General features: G+C 69.4%; 14 protein-coding genes and 1 pseudogene. 9 read left to right on the top strand and 6 right to left on the bottom strand.

The genetic code is table 11. From position 1 onward, the window contains the following. Window positions 1-10: 10 nt before the first annotated feature. On the top strand, window positions 11-919 hold the full coding sequence (locus tag KB879_RS16810) for a LysR family transcriptional regulator (protein ID WP_013953909.1): 909 nt from the start codon (window positions 11-13) through the stop codon (window positions 917-919). 72 nt (window positions 920-991) lie between these two features. Here KB879_RS16810 and KB879_RS16815 read toward each other — a convergent pair whose 3' ends face one another. Both KB879_RS16815 and ytfE read right to left on the bottom strand, forming a co-directional pair. After that, the gene (locus KB879_RS16815; RefSeq protein ID WP_013953910.1) at window positions 992-3,280 is read right to left on the bottom strand and encodes a nitric-oxide reductase large subunit; all 2,289 of its coding nucleotides are present in this window, start codon (window positions 3,278-3,280) and stop codon (window positions 992-994) included. 34 nt (window positions 3,281-3,314) lie between these two features. After that, window positions 3,315-4,032, bottom strand: a pseudogene (gene ytfE, locus KB879_RS16820) (iron-sulfur cluster repair protein YtfE). A 150-nt stretch (window positions 4,033-4,182) separates the two neighbouring features. Here ytfE and norR point away from each other — a divergent pair. From norR to KB879_RS16835, 3 genes are all read left to right on the top strand, one after another. Beyond that, the gene (gene norR, locus KB879_RS16825; protein WP_041228948.1) at window positions 4,183-5,748 is read left to right on the top strand and encodes a nitric oxide reductase transcriptional regulator NorR; all 1,566 of its coding nucleotides are present in this window, start codon (window positions 4,183-4,185) and stop codon (window positions 5,746-5,748) included. Window positions 5,749-5,894: 146 nt separating this feature from the next. Next, entirely contained in the window at window positions 5,895-6,323 is a 429-nt protein-coding gene (locus tag KB879_RS16830; protein ID WP_013953913.1) for a polyhydroxyalkanoate granule-associated phasin, read from the top strand. A gap of 210 nt (window positions 6,324-6,533) precedes the next feature. Beyond that, window positions 6,534-8,108 carry a histidine kinase N-terminal 7TM domain-containing protein gene (locus KB879_RS16835; RefSeq protein WP_013953914.1) on the top strand — a complete coding sequence of 525 codons (1,575 nt, stop codon included), beginning with the start codon at window positions 6,534-6,536 and terminating at the stop codon, window positions 8,106-8,108. A 9-nt stretch (window positions 8,109-8,117) separates the two neighbouring features. On the opposite strand, the gene KB879_RS16840 is transcribed toward KB879_RS16835, so the two are convergent. The 3 genes from KB879_RS16840 to KB879_RS16850 are packed head-to-tail and all read right to left on the bottom strand — an operon-like array spanning window position 8,118 to window position 10,605. After that, window positions 8,118-8,582 carry an SCP2 domain-containing protein gene (locus KB879_RS16840; RefSeq protein WP_013953915.1) on the bottom strand — a complete coding sequence of 155 codons (465 nt, stop codon included), beginning with the start codon at window positions 8,580-8,582 and terminating at the stop codon, window positions 8,118-8,120. After that, window positions 8,579-9,511 carry a U32 family peptidase gene (locus KB879_RS16845; protein ID WP_211979449.1) on the bottom strand — a complete coding sequence of 311 codons (933 nt, stop codon included), beginning with the start codon at window positions 9,509-9,511 and terminating at the stop codon, window positions 8,579-8,581. Before KB879_RS16845 ends, KB879_RS16840 begins: the two co-directional genes overlap by 4 nt. 47 nt (window positions 9,512-9,558) lie before the next feature. Then, on the bottom strand, window positions 9,559-10,605 hold the full coding sequence (locus KB879_RS16850; protein ID WP_013953917.1) for a peptidase U32 family protein: 1,047 nt from the start codon (window positions 10,603-10,605) through the stop codon (window positions 9,559-9,561). A 270-nt stretch (window positions 10,606-10,875) separates the two neighbouring features. On the opposite strand from KB879_RS16850, the gene KB879_RS16855 reads away from it, so the two are divergent. After that, window positions 10,876-12,045 carry a nitronate monooxygenase family protein gene (locus KB879_RS16855; RefSeq protein ID WP_211979450.1) on the top strand — a complete coding sequence of 390 codons (1,170 nt, stop codon included), beginning with the start codon at window positions 10,876-10,878 and terminating at the stop codon, window positions 12,043-12,045. Between the two features lie 94 nt (window positions 12,046-12,139). On the opposite strand, the gene KB879_RS16860 is transcribed toward KB879_RS16855, so the two are convergent. Next, window positions 12,140-13,534, bottom strand: a complete 1,395-nt coding sequence (locus tag KB879_RS16860) for a hypothetical protein (protein ID WP_211979451.1) — start codon at window positions 13,532-13,534, stop codon at window positions 12,140-12,142. A gap of 313 nt (window positions 13,535-13,847) precedes the next feature. On the opposite strand from KB879_RS16860, the gene KB879_RS16865 reads away from it, so the two are divergent. From KB879_RS16865 to KB879_RS16880, 4 genes are all read left to right on the top strand, one after another. Then, a complete protein-coding gene (locus KB879_RS16865) occupies window positions 13,848-15,872 on the top strand; it encodes a type IV pili methyl-accepting chemotaxis transducer N-terminal domain-containing protein (RefSeq protein ID WP_153954120.1) in 2,025 nt (674 codons plus the stop codon). Next, a complete protein-coding gene (locus tag KB879_RS16870; protein WP_013953921.1) occupies window positions 15,869-16,525 on the top strand; it encodes a response regulator transcription factor in 657 nt (218 codons plus the stop codon). Before KB879_RS16865 ends, KB879_RS16870 begins: the two co-directional genes overlap by 4 nt. Before the next feature lie 200 nt (window positions 16,526-16,725). Beyond that, the gene (locus tag KB879_RS16875; RefSeq protein WP_013953922.1) at window positions 16,726-16,884 is read left to right on the top strand and encodes a DUF3309 family protein; all 159 of its coding nucleotides are present in this window, start codon (window positions 16,726-16,728) and stop codon (window positions 16,882-16,884) included. A gap of 162 nt (window positions 16,885-17,046) precedes the next feature. Continuing rightward, entirely contained in the window at window positions 17,047-17,235 is a 189-nt protein-coding gene (locus KB879_RS16880) for a DUF3008 family protein (protein ID WP_010810654.1), read from the top strand. Window positions 17,236-17,313: the final 78 nt, after the last annotated feature.

Consider the following 17,313-nt stretch of genomic DNA (forward strand, 5'->3'; position numbering starts at 1 on the left):
GGAAAAATCGATGCTCCCAACCTTGAAACAGATACAGCACTTTGTGGCGATTGCTGAGACGGGCCAGGTATCGAGAGCGGCGCAACGCTGCAATGTTTCGCAATCGTCCATGACCGCCTCACTCAAGGGATTGGAAGACGTCGTAGGCGCCCCGCTGTTCTCCCGGCACGCAGCCGGCGTAAAGCTGACCGCGGCCGGCATCCGCTTCCTGCGGCATGCCCAGCAGATCGAGGCTGCGGTACGGGATGCCGTCAGCGCTGCGGCGGTGACCCCCAGCACGGTGACAGGCGCCATCCGCCTCGGTGTCACCGAAACCATCACGGCGTACGTGCTGCCCAAGCTGCTGCCGGCGCTTGAACAAAAGTTTCCGCTACTCGAACTCGAAATCCTGGAAAGGCCTCGCGGCGATATCGAGGCCGATATCCAGGCCGGCAAGCTCGACCTGGCATTGCTGCTGGTTTCCAACCTGCCGGAGATGCATCACATCGGCTGCGAAACCCTGCTTCGATCGCCGCGGCAACTCTGGGGCCATCCTGACCATCCTCTGATGCAGCTCGAGCAGATTAGCCTGACGGACGTGGCGCGGCACGACTACATACTGCTCGACATGGACGAGCATATTGCCACCGTGATCAAGTACTGGAGGCAGTACGGGCTCACGCCGAGCGTCCGCCTGCAAAGCTGCTCGATCGAAGCCGTCCGCAGCCTGGTAGCGGCGGGACGCGGCGTCTCCATCCTGTCCGATCTGGTCTACCGGCTGTGGTCACTGGAGGGCCAGCGCATCCTGCGCCGCAGCCTTTCCGACCGGGTCCCATCCATGGACGTCGGCCTGATCTGGAGACTCGATCCAGGACCTGACGAGCACACGCATGCGCTGCGGGAGTTCCTGAGGATCGCGCTGCTGGAGACCATGCGTTAGACGTGTTGGCAAAAAAAGCAGCCCGCCGCGTACCCCCGGCGGGCCAAGCATTGCTTCTCGTTAAACCGGCCGTCAGCGCACCGCCGTCTTCATCCGCGCCGGCACCGCGTCCGCCGCCAGCGGCGTCCGATTCGCCAGCCCCAGCACCACCTGCCAGGCAAACGACACCGCGCCGACGATAAACACCACGTCGCCGAAGGTGCGCACCCAGCGCAGGGTCTGCAGGATGGGCTGCTGCATGAATTCCTCACTGCGCGCATACCAGGTGCCATGCTCCACGCTGGCCAGGAACTGGATGATGCCGATCGGCAGCAGGCTGGTGCCGATCATCAGCACCAGGCCGATGTTCAGCCCCCAGAAGGCGGTCTTCATCAGTGTTGGGCTGAGCCGGTAGGCCGGACGCACGTAGCGCAGCACCAGCAGCGTGAAGCCCAGCGCCAGGAACCCGTACACCCCGAACAGCGCGGCATGGGCGTGCACTGGCGTGGTGTTCTGCCCCTGGATGTAGTACAGCGCGATCGGCGGGTTGATCATGAAGCCGAACACCCCGGCGCCCAGCATGTTCCAGAACGCCACCGCGACAAAGCACATCAGCGGCCACTTCAGGTCTGCCATCCACGGCGCGCGCTGCTTCAGGCTCCAGTTCTCCCAGGCTTCATGGCCCAGCACGATCAGCGGCACCACTTCCAGCGCGCTGAATGCGGCGCCCACCGCCATCACTGGCGTCGTGGTGCCGGCAAAGTACAGGTGATGGAAGGTGCCGGGAATGCCTCCGAGCATGAACAGCGAGGCCGAGGCCAGGCTGGCGGCCGTTGCCATCGGGCGCGACACCAGGCCCAGCGTGGAGAAGATGAAGGCCAGCGCGGTGGTGGCAAAGACTTCGAAGAAGCCTTCCACCCACAGGTGCACCACCCACCAGCGCCAGTACTCCATCACCGTCAGGCTGGTACGTTCGCCGTAGGCCAGGCCCGCGCCGTAGAACAGGCCGATCGCCACCACCGACGAGGTCAGCAGCGCCAGCAGGTTGCGGTCGGTGCCGCGCGCGCGCAGCGCCGGCAGGATGCCGCGCATCATCAACACCAGCCAGATCAGGATGCCGGCGAACTTGCCGATCTGCCACAGCCGGCCCAGGTCGACATACTCATAGCCCTGGTGGCCCAGCCAGAAGTTCAGGTGGGCCGGCAGCTTCTGCGCGATCGCCAGGTAGTTGCCGGTGAACGATCCCACCACCACGACCACCAGTGCCCAGAACAGGATGTCCACGCCCAGGCGCTGGTACTTCGGGTCCTTACCGCCGTTGATCAGCGGCGCGAGGAACAGGCCCGCGGCCAGGAAGCCGGTGGCGATCCAGAACAGCGCGCTCTGGATATGCCAGGTTCGCACCAGTGCGTACGGGAACCACTGCGAGACGTCGATGCCGTAGAACTTCTGGCCCTCGACGGTGTAGTGCGCGGTAAAGCCGCCCAGCAACACCTGGAACACGAACAGCGCCACCACCAGGAACAGGTACTTGCCGAGCGCGCGCTGCGACGGCGTCAGCGCCACGGACAGCAGCGGATCGCGCGCCGGCGCCTGCGGCGGCGCATCTTCCTTGCCGCGCAGGAAGGCCCACGCCCATACCAGGAAGCCGACCCCGGCCAGCAGCACCACCACGCTGATCACCGACCACACCACGTTCTCGCTGGTGGGCTGGTTGCCGATCAGCGGTTCATGCGGCCAGTTGTTGGTGTAGGTGGCTTCGTGCCCCGGGCGCGCGGTCGATGCGGCCCACGCGGTCCAGAAGAAGAAGTGCGTGAGTTGTTCGCGACGCTCGGCGCTGGGCAGCGTGTTCTCCTTCATCGCGTAGTGCTCGCGCGTGGTGTGCAGCGCGGGCGCATCGGAGAAGAGCTTGTCGTAGTAGGCGGCTGTATTGGCAATGGCCTGCGCGCGGCGCTTCGACACAGTCAGTACCTTGGTGGCCGGATCGGCGGCATTGCCGCGGTACTCGGTGCGCAGCTGCTCGCGCAGCGCGGCCTGCGCCGGCGCGTCAAGTTGCGCATAGGGCCGGCCGTAGGCGTCCTGCGCGGCCAGCTCCAGCCACGCGGTCAGTTCGCGGTGCAGCCAGTCGGCGGTCCAGTCCGGCGCCTGGTAGGCGCCGTGGCCCCAGATGGAGCCAAGCTGCATGCCGCCCACGGACTGCCAGGCGGTCTGGCCGTCGAGGATCTCTTCACCGGTGAAGAGCGTGCGGCCCTCGGTCGTGACGACCTTGGCCGGCATTGGCGGGGCCTGCCGGTACACCTCGACGCCGTAGTAGCCGAGCAGGGAGAACGTGACCGCCAGCACGGCGATCAGCAGGAACCAGAGTCTGCGGTAGGAACCCATGATGCGAAGTCGTTGGTTATGGTGGCGGGAGGGCTCAGGCGTGCGTCGAGCAACCGCATCCGGTGGCTTGCGCGGCGGCGGGTGCCGTGGTGATCTCGAACAGCACGTTGTTTTCCAGGTGGATGTGTTCCATCAGGTCTTCGCGCAGCGTGCGCAGGCCCAGGTAGAGCGCGCGCCAGGTATTGCAGGCCGCGCGCGGCAGCGTGATGTCGTTGGTCAGCGCCGCCAGCCGCTGCAAGGCCACGCCGTGGTCGTCATGCTCGGCGCGCATCACCATGATCGGCCGGCCCGCGGCGGCATGCAGGCCGCGCGACAACATCGGGAACAGCACCTGCTCTTCCTTCTGCATATGCATTTCCAGCTCGCCCAGCATCTCGCTCAGGTGGTCGGCCAGGCCAAGCGGGCAATCGGGCCGGTCACCGTGCACCTGCTCTACGCGCCGCGCCAGGCGGATCAGCTCGGGCAACTGCTCGCGATGGCGCGCATGGAAGCGCGTGAGGATATGGTCGATCAGCTCGGCCGGCGCCGCCGTGTTCCAGTCCTGCGCCGACGGCCCGGTTTCGTCCTGCAGCGCACGCAGCCGGGCGTCGATGGTGCCGACGGCAGCCGCATCGAGACCCTTTTGCTGCGCGGCGTCGCGCAGGGTCTGCTTGCCCCCGCAGCAGAAGTCCAGCCCGTAGTCGTGGAAGATCCGGGTGGCACCGGGGATCAGACGGGCCAGTTGGCCAAGCGAGGTGGTCCTGCAAAGTCATGATGGTTGCTCCGTGTCGAAGTTATGCCTGCATGACTTAGCGAGGAGCGTGCCTGAAAAAAACCTATCCGGATCAATGACTTGAAACAGTGATGGTGATTAATACCTTATACTTCTCGTGGTACTAATTACCCTGACGGTGTTTTTCACCATGCTACCGAGCGCGATGTATCCCGAGTTGCTGGCCGACCTTGTCACCGACCTGCCGCATGCGGTGCGCCTGCAGCGGCTGGTCAGCATGCTGCGCACGCATTTCCGCTGTGGCGCGGTGGCGCTGCTGCGGCTGGAGGAAGACCACCTGCGCCCCGTCGCGGTCGATGGCCTGGTGCGCGATGCGCTGGGCCGGCGCTTTGCAGTCGGCCTGCACCCGCGCCTGGCCGCCATCCTGGCGCGGCGCGGCGTGACCTGCTTTCATCACGACAGCGTGCTGCCCGATCCGTACGACGGCCTGATCGACGAGCACGTCGGCGAGCCGCTGCCGGTGCATGACTGCATGGGCACCAGCCTGGCCGTGGACGGCCAACCCTGGGGCGCGCTCACGCTGGACGCGCTGGCGATCGGCACCTTCGATGCGGCGGCCCAGGCCGAGCTGCAGCGGCTGACGGTGATCGTCGAAGCGGCCATCCGCACCACCCGGCTGGAAGGCGAGATCCGCGCGCTGCAGCTGGCGCGCGGCACGCCCGATGCCGACGAAGGCACGGCCCAGCATGGCGACATCGGCGGCGAGATCATCGGTCAGAGCGAGGCCATCGCCAACCTGCTGCATGAGCTGGAAGTGGTGGCCGATACCGACCTGCCGGTGCTGCTGCTGGGCGAGACCGGCGTGGGCAAGGAGCTGTTCGCGCACCGCCTGCACCGCCAGTCGCGCCGGCGCGCGCAGCCGCTGGTGCATGTCAACTGCGCGGCGCTGCCGGAGTCGCTGGCTGAAAGCGAGCTGTTCGGCCACGCGCGCGGCGCCTTCTCCGGCGCGACCGGCGAGCGCCCGGGGCGCTTCGAGGCCGCCGACGGCGGCACCCTCTTCCTCGATGAAGTCGGCGAACTGCCGCTGGCGATCCAGGCCAAGCTGCTGCGCACGCTGCAGAACGGCGAGATCCAGCGGCTGGGCTCGGACCGCCCGCGCCGCGTCAACGTGCGCGTGATCGCCGCCACCAACCGCAACCTGCGCGAGCATGTGCGCGACGGCTCGTTCCGCGCCGACCTGTACCACCGCCTGTCGGTCTACCCGATCCCGATCCCGCCGCTGCGCGAGCGCGGCAACGACGTGCTGCTGCTGGCCGGGCGCTTCCTGGAGCTGAACCGCGCGCGCCTGGGGCTGCGCAGCCTGCGGCTGTCAGGTGGTGCGCAGGATGCGCTGCGCAGCTACCGCTGGCCCGGCAACGTGCGCGAGCTGGAACACGTGATCAGCCGCGCGGCGCTGCGTGCCGTCAGCCGCGGCGCGGGCCGCAACGACATCGTGACGCTGGAGCCTGAACTGCTCGATCTCTACGGACTGGATGTGCCCGCGGCACACCATGCCGGCGCCGGCATGGCCAGCGCGTTCGCCGCCCCGGCACTTGCCGCAGGCATCACCCTGCGCGACGCGGTGGAACAAACCCAGCGCGCCTGCATCGAACAGGCACTGACGGACCAGGGCGGCAATTGGGCGCAGGCAGCGCGCCAGCTGGGTATCGATGCCAGCAACCTGCACAAGCTGGCCAAGCGGCTGGGGTGCAAGTGATTAACACACTCGGGTGCCAGGATGCCGGCATGGCGATGCGCGCCGTTACCGCATAAGCTAGTCCGGGTGCAGCCCGCATCGCGGCATCGCCGTGTGCAGCAACTGCCGCCCCGCTGCGCGCACGCCCACCACCGGAGGTTCCCGTGATGATGACCGCAACGCAAGTCTTCTGGCCGCTCGGCTTCTGGCCGTTTCCCACCTTCTACTCCGGCGCGCACCAGTTTGAGGCCATGCAAGCCGACCTGTCGGACAACTGGCGCCGCATGGCCGAGCTCAACCTGGACTTCGCCCGCACCATGTATGAAGAACTCCAGTTCGATGCCATGGGCCCGATCCTCGCGCCGGAGCCAGAGGCCTTCTACGCGCGCGAGATTGCCTGCGAGCTGCCGCTGATCGGCGGCCCGCTGCACTATGCGTCGGCCATGCTGGAGCTGTGCGCTCGGGCCCAGCAGAAGTGGATCGATGGCTGGGGCCACCTGTTGACTCAGGGCCTGATGCCTGACTGGCAAGGCATGCAAAGGGACGTCACCGATATCCCGTTCTGGCTGGTCCGCGAAACCCCGCGGCCGGCATGACCCGGCCACCCCCGCCTTGCCCCGTCGCGGCGATCATCGCGATCGATTCGCTCGACGCCAGGTAGCGGGGCGCCCCGCGTCCCTTGCCTGCCAGCTGTTGCATCGGCGCACCCACAGCCAAGCCAGCCGCGCAGCCCGGTATCATGCTGGCTGACGAGATCGCGGATCGCCGGAACCAACGCCCGGGTCTCGGGACGCGCTCCGCCCTCAATGCCCTCATATTCCCTGGTTCTCCTGCTTACCGTCGCCGTGGTTGCCTGCATCGGCATGGCCATCGCCACCTGGCCGCGGCGCGACGATCCGACCGTCCAGGCGTTCCTGGTGCTGGCATTCGGCGCGGCGACCTGGAGCGGCGGCCGCCTGCTCGAGATCAGCGCCACCGACCTGGAGGGGCGCATCCTGTGGGCCAAGATCCAGTACCTCGGGATCGTCGCCGTGCCGATCGGCTGGCTGGTGGCGATGGTGCACCTGAGCCGCCCGCGCTATGTGGTGCCCTGGTCCAGGCTGTGGCTGCCCGTGCTGGTGGCCGTCGTCACCGTGGTGATGGTCTTCACCAACGAGCGCCACCGGCTGATCTGGCCGCGCATCACGCTGATGCCTCCCGGCGTATTGCCCGGCGCGGTGTTCGACCATGGCATCGGCTATGCCGCAGTGGCCGTCTGGTCATACCTGCTGCTGGGGGTGAGCCTGTATTTCCTGGTCACGGCCGAAGTGCCCAACGGGGCCTTGTCGCGCCGGGGCCGCGCCATCCTGGCGTCGGGCCTGGCCCTGCCCCTGGTTGCCAATGTCGCCTACCTCAACCGCTGGACCGGGCCGCTGGGCGGGGACCTGACGCCGGCGACGTTCTCGCTGATGGCGGCGCTGGTCTGGTTCTGCGCGCTGCGCACGCACCTTGACGATATCGGCCACTACGCCCGCCTGCGGGTGTTCGATGCCCTCAGCGAAGGCTGCGTGATCGTCGACAGCCATGGTGTCATCGTCGAATTCAATCCGGCCGCGGCGCAGCTCTGGCCGGCCCTGCGCCGCGGCGACCTCCTGCCCTCCGGCTGGGAAGCCGCGCTGCAGCACTCGCCTGCCGACACTGCCAGCCACGCGGCCACGCCTTTCGTGCCGCCGGGCGCGCCCTTCGAGCTTACCGTGGAAGGGGTTGCCCGACTGGACGGCAGGCAGATCGGCAGCCTGCTGTTCCTGCGCGACATCAGCCGCTTCCAGTCGCGTGAGCTGGCCCTGACCGCGCGGCTCGGCCAGACCGAAGAGCAGTTGTGGCAGGTGCAGGCCGACCTGGACATCGACGCCCTGACCGGCATCCGCAACCGGCGCTACTTCCAGCGCGAGTCGATCGCGGCCGTGACCCGGGCGTGCGAGCGCAACCAGGCGCTGGGCCTGCTGATCCTGGATGTGGACCAGTTCAAGCAATACAACGACCTGCATGGCCACGTGGCCGGCGACGACTGCCTGCGGCAGATTGCCGGCGCGCTGACCCGCACGCTGTCCGGCGAGCAGTTCTGCGCCCGGCTGGGCGGCGAGGAATTCGCGGCGGTGCTGCCCGGCGCCACGCGCGACGAGACCCGTGACGTGGCGCGCCGCATGGTGGCGGTTGTGCGCGATCTCCGCATCGCGCACAACGGCACGCCGGTGCAGCCGGTGGTCACCATCAGCGTGGGCGCGGTCTGCACCGTGCCGGAAGCGCCGCGGCTGGAGCCGCTGCTGCACCGCGCCGACAGCGCGATGTACCGGGCCAAGCGCGCGGGACGCAACCGCTTCATGCTGGACGGCGACGCCTGAGCGCCACGGCTACGACGCCGCACCGGCCCGCCCCACGGTGGCCCCGTGCAGGGCCACCAGCCGCGCCGCGGCCTGGCTGACCCATGCGGGCCGCGGCGCGGCATCGAGCCAGTATTTGACCTCCAGGCCCAGCGCGGTATCGCCGCTGATCACCAGCCGGCGCTGGAAGAACAGCGTGTCGGTATCGGCCTCGCCGCCCAGCAGGCGCAGGTAGTCGACCGCGCAGGCGCGCAGCGTCAGTTCAGGCTCGGCGTCCGCTGCAGCGGCGCGAAAGCACCCGCCTTCGCAGCGGAACGGCACGGCCAGCCCAAGGTCCTGCACCGTCAGCAGGAAGGCGTGCCCGTCCAGTGCGGCCGGCGGCTCCAGCCATCCCGCGCGGCGCGCCAGCTCCAGCGCCGCCACCAGCGGCAACGCCCGCGCACGGGCGGGCATGCGCCGGTGCACGCCCGCGATCAGCTTGTGCAGCGCGCTCATGCCCGGGCCTCCCAGGCGATGCCCGCGCTGCCGTGCCAGTAGCCGTTGCACGGCTGGGCGCCGGCCGGCGTGATGCCGCTGGCAGCGGGTGCCTGTTCACCTGCACGAATCGCCGCGAGCTGTTGCACCACCTGCAGCGTGCCGGATGAATGCGGGCTCACGCGCAGCATCCCCACCCCCATCCGCGCCATCGCCAGCGCCTCCGCGCACAGGTCCAGGCAGGTGGCGCTCTGCGTCTGCACGCCGTTGAGCGTGAAGAACGCCTGCCCTTCGCCGGTGGCGGCCACCAGGCCGTCGGGATAGTCCATGCAGCGGAACTCGCAACTGTCCTTGCGCAGCCGATGGTGGCGCGCGGTAAAGCAGCGCGCCGAGAATGCCAGCGGCAGGCGGCCCCAGACAAAGGCTTCCAAACGCATGCCAGTGGGGCGCGCGGCTGCCAGCGCGGCCAGCGTGCCGCCGTCCATCTCCACCGGCGCGACGCAGCCGGCCGCGCCCAGCCCGGCCAGCCACGCCAGCGTATCGGCGTGGTAGACATTGAGGTGGGGGCCGCCGACAAAGGGCCGCCCTGCCATGCAGCGCACCGCGCCAAGGTCGTTGGCCTCGACCAGGTAGTCGTCCTGCGCGCAGGCGCGGCGCATCCAGGCGATATCGGTGTCGGACTCCACCAGCACCGGCGTCGACAGCACCGCCTCCTTGCCGGCATCGCGCAGCATCTGCGCAATCTCCAGCCATTGCGCATGGCGGACTTCATGGCGGCGCGTGCAGACGGTCTCGCCGAGGTAGACGCGGTCGACCGGCGCATCGGCGACCGACGCATAGAACTGCATCACGGCCTCGCGCGGCCAGTAGTACAGCAGCGGGCCCAGGGCGATGCCGAAGTCTGGCATCGCTACGGCTTGCGGCATCGCGGCCGCGGCAATCTCTGGCATGGGAAGCTCCGTCATGGCCGGTTCAACGCAGATCGATGTCATGGGTGTCACCGCCATGGCCGGTCGTAGGCGCCTTGCGTGACCTGGTCGCCTTCGGCATGGCGCCCCAGCGTGCTCTGCCACTCTTGCCGCGGCACGAAGCGCGCCGGATCGGCGCAGGCGGCGTCGATGGCCGCGCGCAGCACGCCGACCACATCGCCCACATAGCGCGGGCTGCGCTGCCGGCCTTCGATCTTGATGGCGGCGATGCCCATGTCGATCAGCGCCGGCAGCAGCGACAGCGCATTGAGGCTGGTCGGCTCTTCCAGCACGTAGCCGCGCTCGCCCTCCACCTCGAAGCGGCCCTTGCACAGCGTGGGATAGCCGGCCGGCTCGCCCGGCGCATAGCTGTCGATCAGGATGCCCGACAGGCGAGCCTGCATGGTGCCGTCCTGCTCGGTCCAGCGCACCGCGTGCGCGGGCGAGCAGACGCCCTTGTTGTTGGGCGAGTCGCCGGTGGCGTAGGACGACAGCAGGCAGCGCCCCTCGGCCATCACGCACAGGCTGCCGAAGCCGAACACCTCCAGCTCCACGCTGGTCTGGCGCGCCAGCTTGCCGATCTGCGCCAGCGACAGCACGCGCGGCAGCACCACGCGGCGGATATGGAAGCGCTCGCGCATCAGCTCGATGGCGTCGGCATGCGTGGCCGAGCCCTGCACCGACAGGTGCAGCCGCAACTCAGGATGGCGCTCGCACGCATAGCCCATCAGGCCGGCATCAGCCATGATGACCGCGTCGGCGCCAAGGTCCGCCGCCGCATCGACCGCGCGCTGCCATTGCGCCACCGCGCCCATCTGGGCGAAGGTGTTGATGGCGAACAGCACCTCGGCGCCGCACGCGTGGGCTTCGGCCACGCCGGTGCGGATGTCGGCCTCGGTAAAGTTCAGGCCGCCGAAGTTGCGCGCGTTGGTGGCATCGCGCAGGCCCAGGTAGACCGCGTCGGCGCCGTGCTGCAGCGCCATGCGCAGGGCCGCCAGCGAACCGGCGGGCGCAACAAGCTGGGGCCGGCGCGGCAGGCTTGCCGCGGCGGATGGGGCTGGGGAGGCAGGGGTCATCGGTGATGGCGCCGGCGGCGGCGCGAAGATGAAGACAGCGGCCGATGCTAGCCAAGCGCTTGCAGCAGGGGCTTGACCGCGCGCAAACCCACGCCAACGGCACACCGCCCGCGTTGGCCTATGCCGGTTGGCGTAGGCCGATGGCAGGCCACCACCGCGCGCTTGACCTGCGGCAAACGCCGGCCCGTGCCGCTGTGCCACGCTTGCCCGGTCATCCCCGCGGCTGGCCGCACGCCGGCCCCGCGCCCATCCTCTCCCGGAGACGTATTTATGAATCAACCCTGGCTCAAGCTGGCCGGCCGCCGCCTGCTGCCCATCGTGCAGGGCGGCATGGGCATCGGCATTTCGGCCCACCGGCTGGCCGGCGCCGTCGCGCGCGAGAACGGCGTCGGCACCATCGCCAGCATCGACCTGCGCCACCACCACCCCGACCTGATGGAACGCACCCGCGGCAGCCGTGACAAGCCCGCCATCGAAGCCGTCAACCTCGAGGCGCTGGATCGCGAGATCCGTGCCGCGCGCACGGCGTCCGAAGGCCGCGGGCTGATCGCCGTCAACGTGATGAAGGCGGTGGGCTCGCACGCCGCGCTGGTGCGGCAATCCTGCGAAAGCGGCGCCGATGCCATCGTCATGGGCGCCGGCCTGCCGCTGGACCTGCCCGAGCTGACCGCCAGCCACCCCAGGGTGGCGCTGATCCCGATCCTGTCCGAGGCACGCGGCATCGGCCTGGTGCTGCGCCGCTGGATGAAGAAGGGCCGGCTGCCCGATGCCATCGTGGTCGAACACCCGGCGCATGCGGGCGGCCACCTGGGCGCGGCCACCATCCAGGACTTGTCGGAGCCGCGTTTCTCGTTTTCGCGCGTGCTGGCCGAATGCCGCGAGCTGTTTGCGCAGCTGGGACTGGCCTGGGACAGCATTCCGCTGATCCTGGCCGGCGGCATCGACAGCCATGCCAAGGTGCGCCACTGGCTGGGCGAGGGCGCCGCCGCGGTGCAGCTGGGCACGGCCTTCGCCGTGACCGAGGAATGCGATGCCCACCCGGCCTTCAAACAGGTGCTGGCAACGGCGCGGCCCGAGACCCTGCGCGAGTTCACCAGCGTAGCCGGGCTGCCCGCGCGCGCGGTGCTGACGCCGTGGCTGTCGCGCTACCTGTCGAGCGAGTCGCGGCTGCAGCGCCGCGCCAAGCCGCGTGAATGCCTGGAGGGCTTCGACTGCCTGCAGGCGTGCGGGCTGCGCGACGGCATTGCCCGCATCGGCCAGTTCTGCATCGACCTGAAGCTGGCGCAGGCCGTGCGCGGCGACGTGGAGCGCGGCCTGTTCTTCCGCGGCCGGGGTGCGCTGCCCTTCGGCGAGGCGATCCGGCCGGTGGCGGAGCTGATGCACTACCTGTTGACCGGGGAAAAGCCTGCGGGGCTGACTCAAACCCCGACACCAGCCTGACGCATGCCTGTTGTGCGTGCCGTGCCCAACGCCGCGCGAACAAGGCTCCCCTCGCCCGCTTGCGGGAGAGGGGTGGGGGAGAGGGCCGGAGTGTCTACGAAGTGAGGCGCGTCGGTGTGCCAGCGCCTGCCCTCTCCCCCGGCCCCTCTCCAGCAGGCGGGAGAGGGGAGCAAACCGGCAGCATGGGAACCTTGTCTGCAATGCGCGGCGGTAATCCGCCGCGCTTCTTCATCTCCCGCATGCACCGCAACGCTCCCAGCAGCTGCCACCCCAGCCACGCATTGGCGCCCGCCAGCAGCAGGCCGCCAGCGCGGGCCAGCGGCGCCGGCGCCAGCGGTACCGCCAGCAGCAGCACGTAGGCCGCCAGCAGCAGCCATGCCTGCCGCCGTTGCCGGCCCGGCACGATGATGGCCTGCATGGCCGGCACCCGCGCGCGCGGCGGCAGCAGCCGGCGCAGGTGCAGCCAGGCCAGGAACGGCACGATCTTGCCGAGCATGGCCGTGACCGGCAGCACGCCCACGCCGACCAGCGCCATGGTCCCGGCCCACCATGCCAGCGGCAGCCCGGCGGCGGGCAGCACGACTGCCGCCGCCCCCAGCAGCGCCGCACCCATCATGCTGGCGCATGCTACCGGCCAGAGCAGCCACAGTGGATCATGGCGCCGCCGCGCGCACAGGGTGCCGGCCAGCCCGCATGCTCCCACCACCGCCAAGAACGCCAGCCACGCGAGCAGCACGCCATGCGCCAGTGCCCGGTGATCCGGCCACAGCATTGCCGCGGCGCTGAACAGCGCCAGCGGCAACCAGTGCGCCATGGGCAGCCAGCGCCCGATCGCCGCCGGCAGGCGCGGCGCCTGCCAGAACATCGGCAGCACGGTGGTGGCCACGCCGGTCACAAGCGCGGCCAGCCAGCCGCCCAGCGCCCACGCCATATGCAGGCCAAGCCAGCGCGCCACCGGCACGTGCCACCAGCCGCCGAAGGCGCCGGCCAGCACCATGCCGCATAGCACCGCGACCATCAGCGGCGCGCCGATGCCGGCAAGGGTGCGCGTGGTGGCATCCACTGCGGCCACGCGCCGGCCAGCAGCCAGCAGAATGGCCCCGGCCAGCAACAGGATCACGGCCACGGCCACCGCCGCCTGCATCGCCACAGGTTCGCCGCCGAGCAGCCCAATGCCCAGGGCGGTGGCCACGCCCGCGCCTGCCGCGGCCATGCACGGCGCAAGCAGCCCCGCACCCGGCACGGCCACGCCGGCCACCACCGGCATCATCTGGAACAGCGCGCCCACCATGACCGGCAGCAGCATGCCCAGCGCCAGCACATGCACCGCCACCAGCGCCAGTGGCGCAAAGCGGTCCGGCAAGCCGTCGGGCGGACCGGCGGCAAGCAAGACGCCCGCCGCGGCGCCAAGCCACGGCGCCGGCATCAGGCAGCCGAACACCACGGCCAGGCGCGGGGCGCGTTCGTAGTCGAAACTGGCTGCCTTCAAGAGCTTCTCCCATCAATGTTGACCGGATGCTAGGCCAGGGCAGGTCGTGGGGATTTGACCGCAGCCAAGTTTGACGGCATATCCCCGCCCCATGCGGCGGATCGATATATCACGACGTGACAGGTCTGGTGGGATCCGCCGATGCGCCGCCGACCGCACATACACTGCACCAAAGCCGGACTTTCTTGATCTGGCGCAGGAAGCCCCGTCTGCTACGCAGGGAAAATGGCTTCCACTGCCAGCGCACAGTCATGCACGCGCCGGCCGCCGGGCCAACACCCGGCTTCCCCGACTGGTAGCCCCCGATACCGCCATGTTCCGAACCGATCCTCCAGCCGCCAGCGCCACGGCGGCCTCCGGCGCTGCCGGCCTGCCGGCGCTGCGCGACCGCCTCTCCACCCGCATCATCTCGCTCTCGCTGGCCGTGCTGCTGGTGGTGCTGGGCATGATTGCCGGCACGCTGTGGCTGTCATGGAAGCTGGAAGGCGCGGGTGCCGCCATCAATGACGCCGGCAGCCTGCGCATGCGCGCCAACCGCGTGGCGATCGAACTGACGCTGGCACAGGCGCGCCAGGACAATGCACTGGCCGAACAGGTGCAGGCGCTGGACGCCACGCTGGCCCTGCTCAGGAAAGGCGACGCAGCGCGCCCGCTGTTCCTGCCGGACGAACCCGCCATTCATGCGCAGATGGCCCGCGTCACGCAGGACTGGCAACAACGGCTGCGCCCGCTGGCAGTGGCCGGAGCGGGCAACGACGCTGCGCCGGCACGCTATATCGCCGCACTGCCCGGCTTCGTCGCGCAGGCCGATCGCCTGGTCGGCATGATCGAGCATGACAGCGCGCGCAAGACCGACTGGCTGCGCGTGTCGCAGATCGCGCTGGCGGCAATGGCGTGCGTGGGCACCGTGGCCGTGATCTACCTGCTCTACCTGTGGATCATCCTGCCGGTGCTGCGGCTGCAGGACGGCCTGCGGCGCATGGCGGCGCGCGAGTTCTCGCTGCGCCTGCCGGTGGAAAGCCGCGACGAGTTCGGCACCCTCAGCGAAGGCTTCAACCGCATGGCCGGCGAACTGCAGGGGCTGTACCACGACCTGGAGACGCGCGTGGCGCAGAAGACCGCCGAGCTGGAACGCCAGAACCGCGACCTCGAGACGCTCTACGACATGGCCGCCTTCCTGAACCAGGCCGCCGATGCCGAGGCCATGGCGCGCGGCTTCCTGGAGCGCGTGATGCGCCAGTTCGATGCCGATGGCGGCAGCGTGCGCGTGCTGGACAGCCGCCACGGCAGGATGCACCTGCTGGCAGCCGCAGGCCTGCCGGCCGCGCTGGCCGAATCCGAATCCTGCGCGGCGGCCAACGCCTGCCATTGTGGCGACGCCACGCGCGAGGCCGTGGTCGCCATCGTCGACCTGCGCGCGGCGCAGCGCCAGGGCGCCGCCGCGGATGCCACGCCCTGCAGCCGCAACGGCTTCCAGTCGCTGGCGGCCTTCCGCATCGAAAGCCAGCGCGGCGCCACCGGCGTGTTCGCGCTGCACTTCCGCACGCCGCGCGCGCTGCCCCCGTCAGACCGCCAGATGCTGGAAACACTGGGCCAGCACCTTGGCACCGCGCTGGAACACCTGCGCCTGTCCGCGACCGCGCGCCAGCTGGCGGTGGTGGAAGAGCGCAACCTGGTAGCGCAGGGCCTGCACGACAGCATTGCCCAGGGCCTGAACTACCTGAACCTGCAGGTGCAACTGCTGGACGCCGCGGTCGAGCGCGACGACCTGGCCGAGACCCGCGAGATCGTGCCGATGCTGCGCCACGGCGTGGAAGAGAGCTACCAGGACGTGCGCGAACTGCTGAACAACTTCCGCTCGCGGCTCGGCACCGGCGAGCTGCGCCCGGCGGTGGAAGAGACCGTAGGCCGCTTTCGCCGCCAATGCCGCACCGAGGCCACGCTCTCCATTGACGAGAGCGGCGGCGCCTGGCCGTTGGCGCCGGAGCAGCAGCTGCAGGTGCTGTTCATCCTGCAGGAGGCGCTCTCCAATGTGCGCAAGCACGCCATGGCGGCACACGTGGCGGTGGCGCTCAGCCACGGCCGCGATTTCCGCCTGGTGGTGCAGGACGACGGCGAGGGCTTCGATCCGGAGGAACTTGCCACGCGCGCCGAAGCGCATATCGGCCTGAACATCATGCGCGAGCGCGCGGCGCGGCTGGGGGCGCAGCTGCACGTGCAGGCCCGCCCCGGCCACGGCGTTCGCATCGAACTGGTGCTGCCCGCCGGCCGCGCTTCCGGCGCCCGCAAGCTCGCCGACACCCGCCCCGCCCCCACGACCACCGAGACCCAGCCATGACCATCCGCATCCTGCTGATCGACGACCACACCTTGTTCCGCTCCGGCATCCGCGCGCTGCTGCAGCGGCAGGCCGACTTCGAGATCGTCGACGAAGCCGCCGACGGCGTGGAAGGCATCAAGCGCGCCAAGCAGCACCGCCCCGACGTGATCCTGCTGGACCTGAACATGCCCGGCCTGTCCGGCCTGGAGGCCCTGCAGCTGCTGGTGGAGGACCTGCCGCAGACCGCCGTGATCGTGCTGACCGTGTCGGAAGAAGCCGAGGAACTGGCCACCGCGCTGCGCGGCGGTGCGCGCGGCTACCTGATCAAGAATATCGAGACCGAGGCGCTGATCGCCGGCATCCGCCGTGCCGCGGCCGGCGAGCCGGTCATCTCCGACAGCATGACCGCCAAGCTGGTGGCCCAGTTCCGCGCTCCCGCACCGGTGGCCGCGGCGCGCCAGGACGAAGCGCCACGGCTGACCGCGCGCGAGCGCGAGATCGTGCAGGGCCTGGCGCGCGGCGAAAGCAACAAGGAGATCGCGCGCGACCTGGGCGTGGCGGAAAGCACGGTGAAGATCCACGTGCAGAACATCCTCAAAAAGCTGAACCTGGCCAGCCGCGTGCAGGTGGCCGTCTATGCCGTCGAGCACGGGCTGAACGCAGCGTGCTGAACGCGGCGCGGCGTCCGCCACGACAGCCCTGCATGTGCCCCCCGCGCCCCAGCGTCGTCCGATTCCTACACCGATATCAGCCCTAGTCCGGGGGGATGCCGGCGCCCCCTGATCTAGGCTGAACAGTAAGCAGTTGGTTCTCCGAGGCCACCCGGTCCGGAAGCCCCCGGCTTGCCAGATCCACAAACAAGGAGCACGCCATGGGAATCGGCACCATCCTCCTGATCATTCTTGTCCTGCTGCTGCTCGGCGCGCTGCCGGCCTGGCCCTACAGCTCCGGCTGGGGCTACTGGCCTAGTGGCGGCCTGGGCCTGATCGTCCTGATCGTGGTGCTGCTCGTGGTGCTTGGCCGGATCTAGTGTTTCCCGGCCAGCCTGCGGGCGATGCACGCCGGCACGCGCACGCAGCGGCGCCGGCGCGGGGCGACCCTTGTCGCTGCCGCGCCGGCGCCCTATAACGAAGCGCGGGCGTGTGTCACCGCATCGCCCGGTTCCTTCCCCCCCTTTCGCAAGGAGACTCAGATGCCAGCAAAATCCAAGGCGCAACAACAGGCCGCGGGAGCGGCGCTCTCCGCAAAGCGCGGCGAAAAGAAGGCCGGATCGCTCAAGGGACCTTCCCGCTCAATGTATAAGTCGATGAGCGAGAAGGAACTCGACAAGATGGCTTCGACCAAGACCAAGGGCATGCCGAAGCACAAGTCAGACAGTTGATCTGGAACCAGCGTCAGCAATGCTGCCGGTTTGCTCCTCTCTCCTGCTTGCGGGAGAAGGGAGCACCCAAGCGGTTTG

The sequence above is a fragment of the Cupriavidus sp. KK10 genome (assembly GCF_018223725.1).
Classification (GTDB): Bacteria; Pseudomonadota; Gammaproteobacteria; order Burkholderiales; family Burkholderiaceae; genus Cupriavidus; species Cupriavidus necator.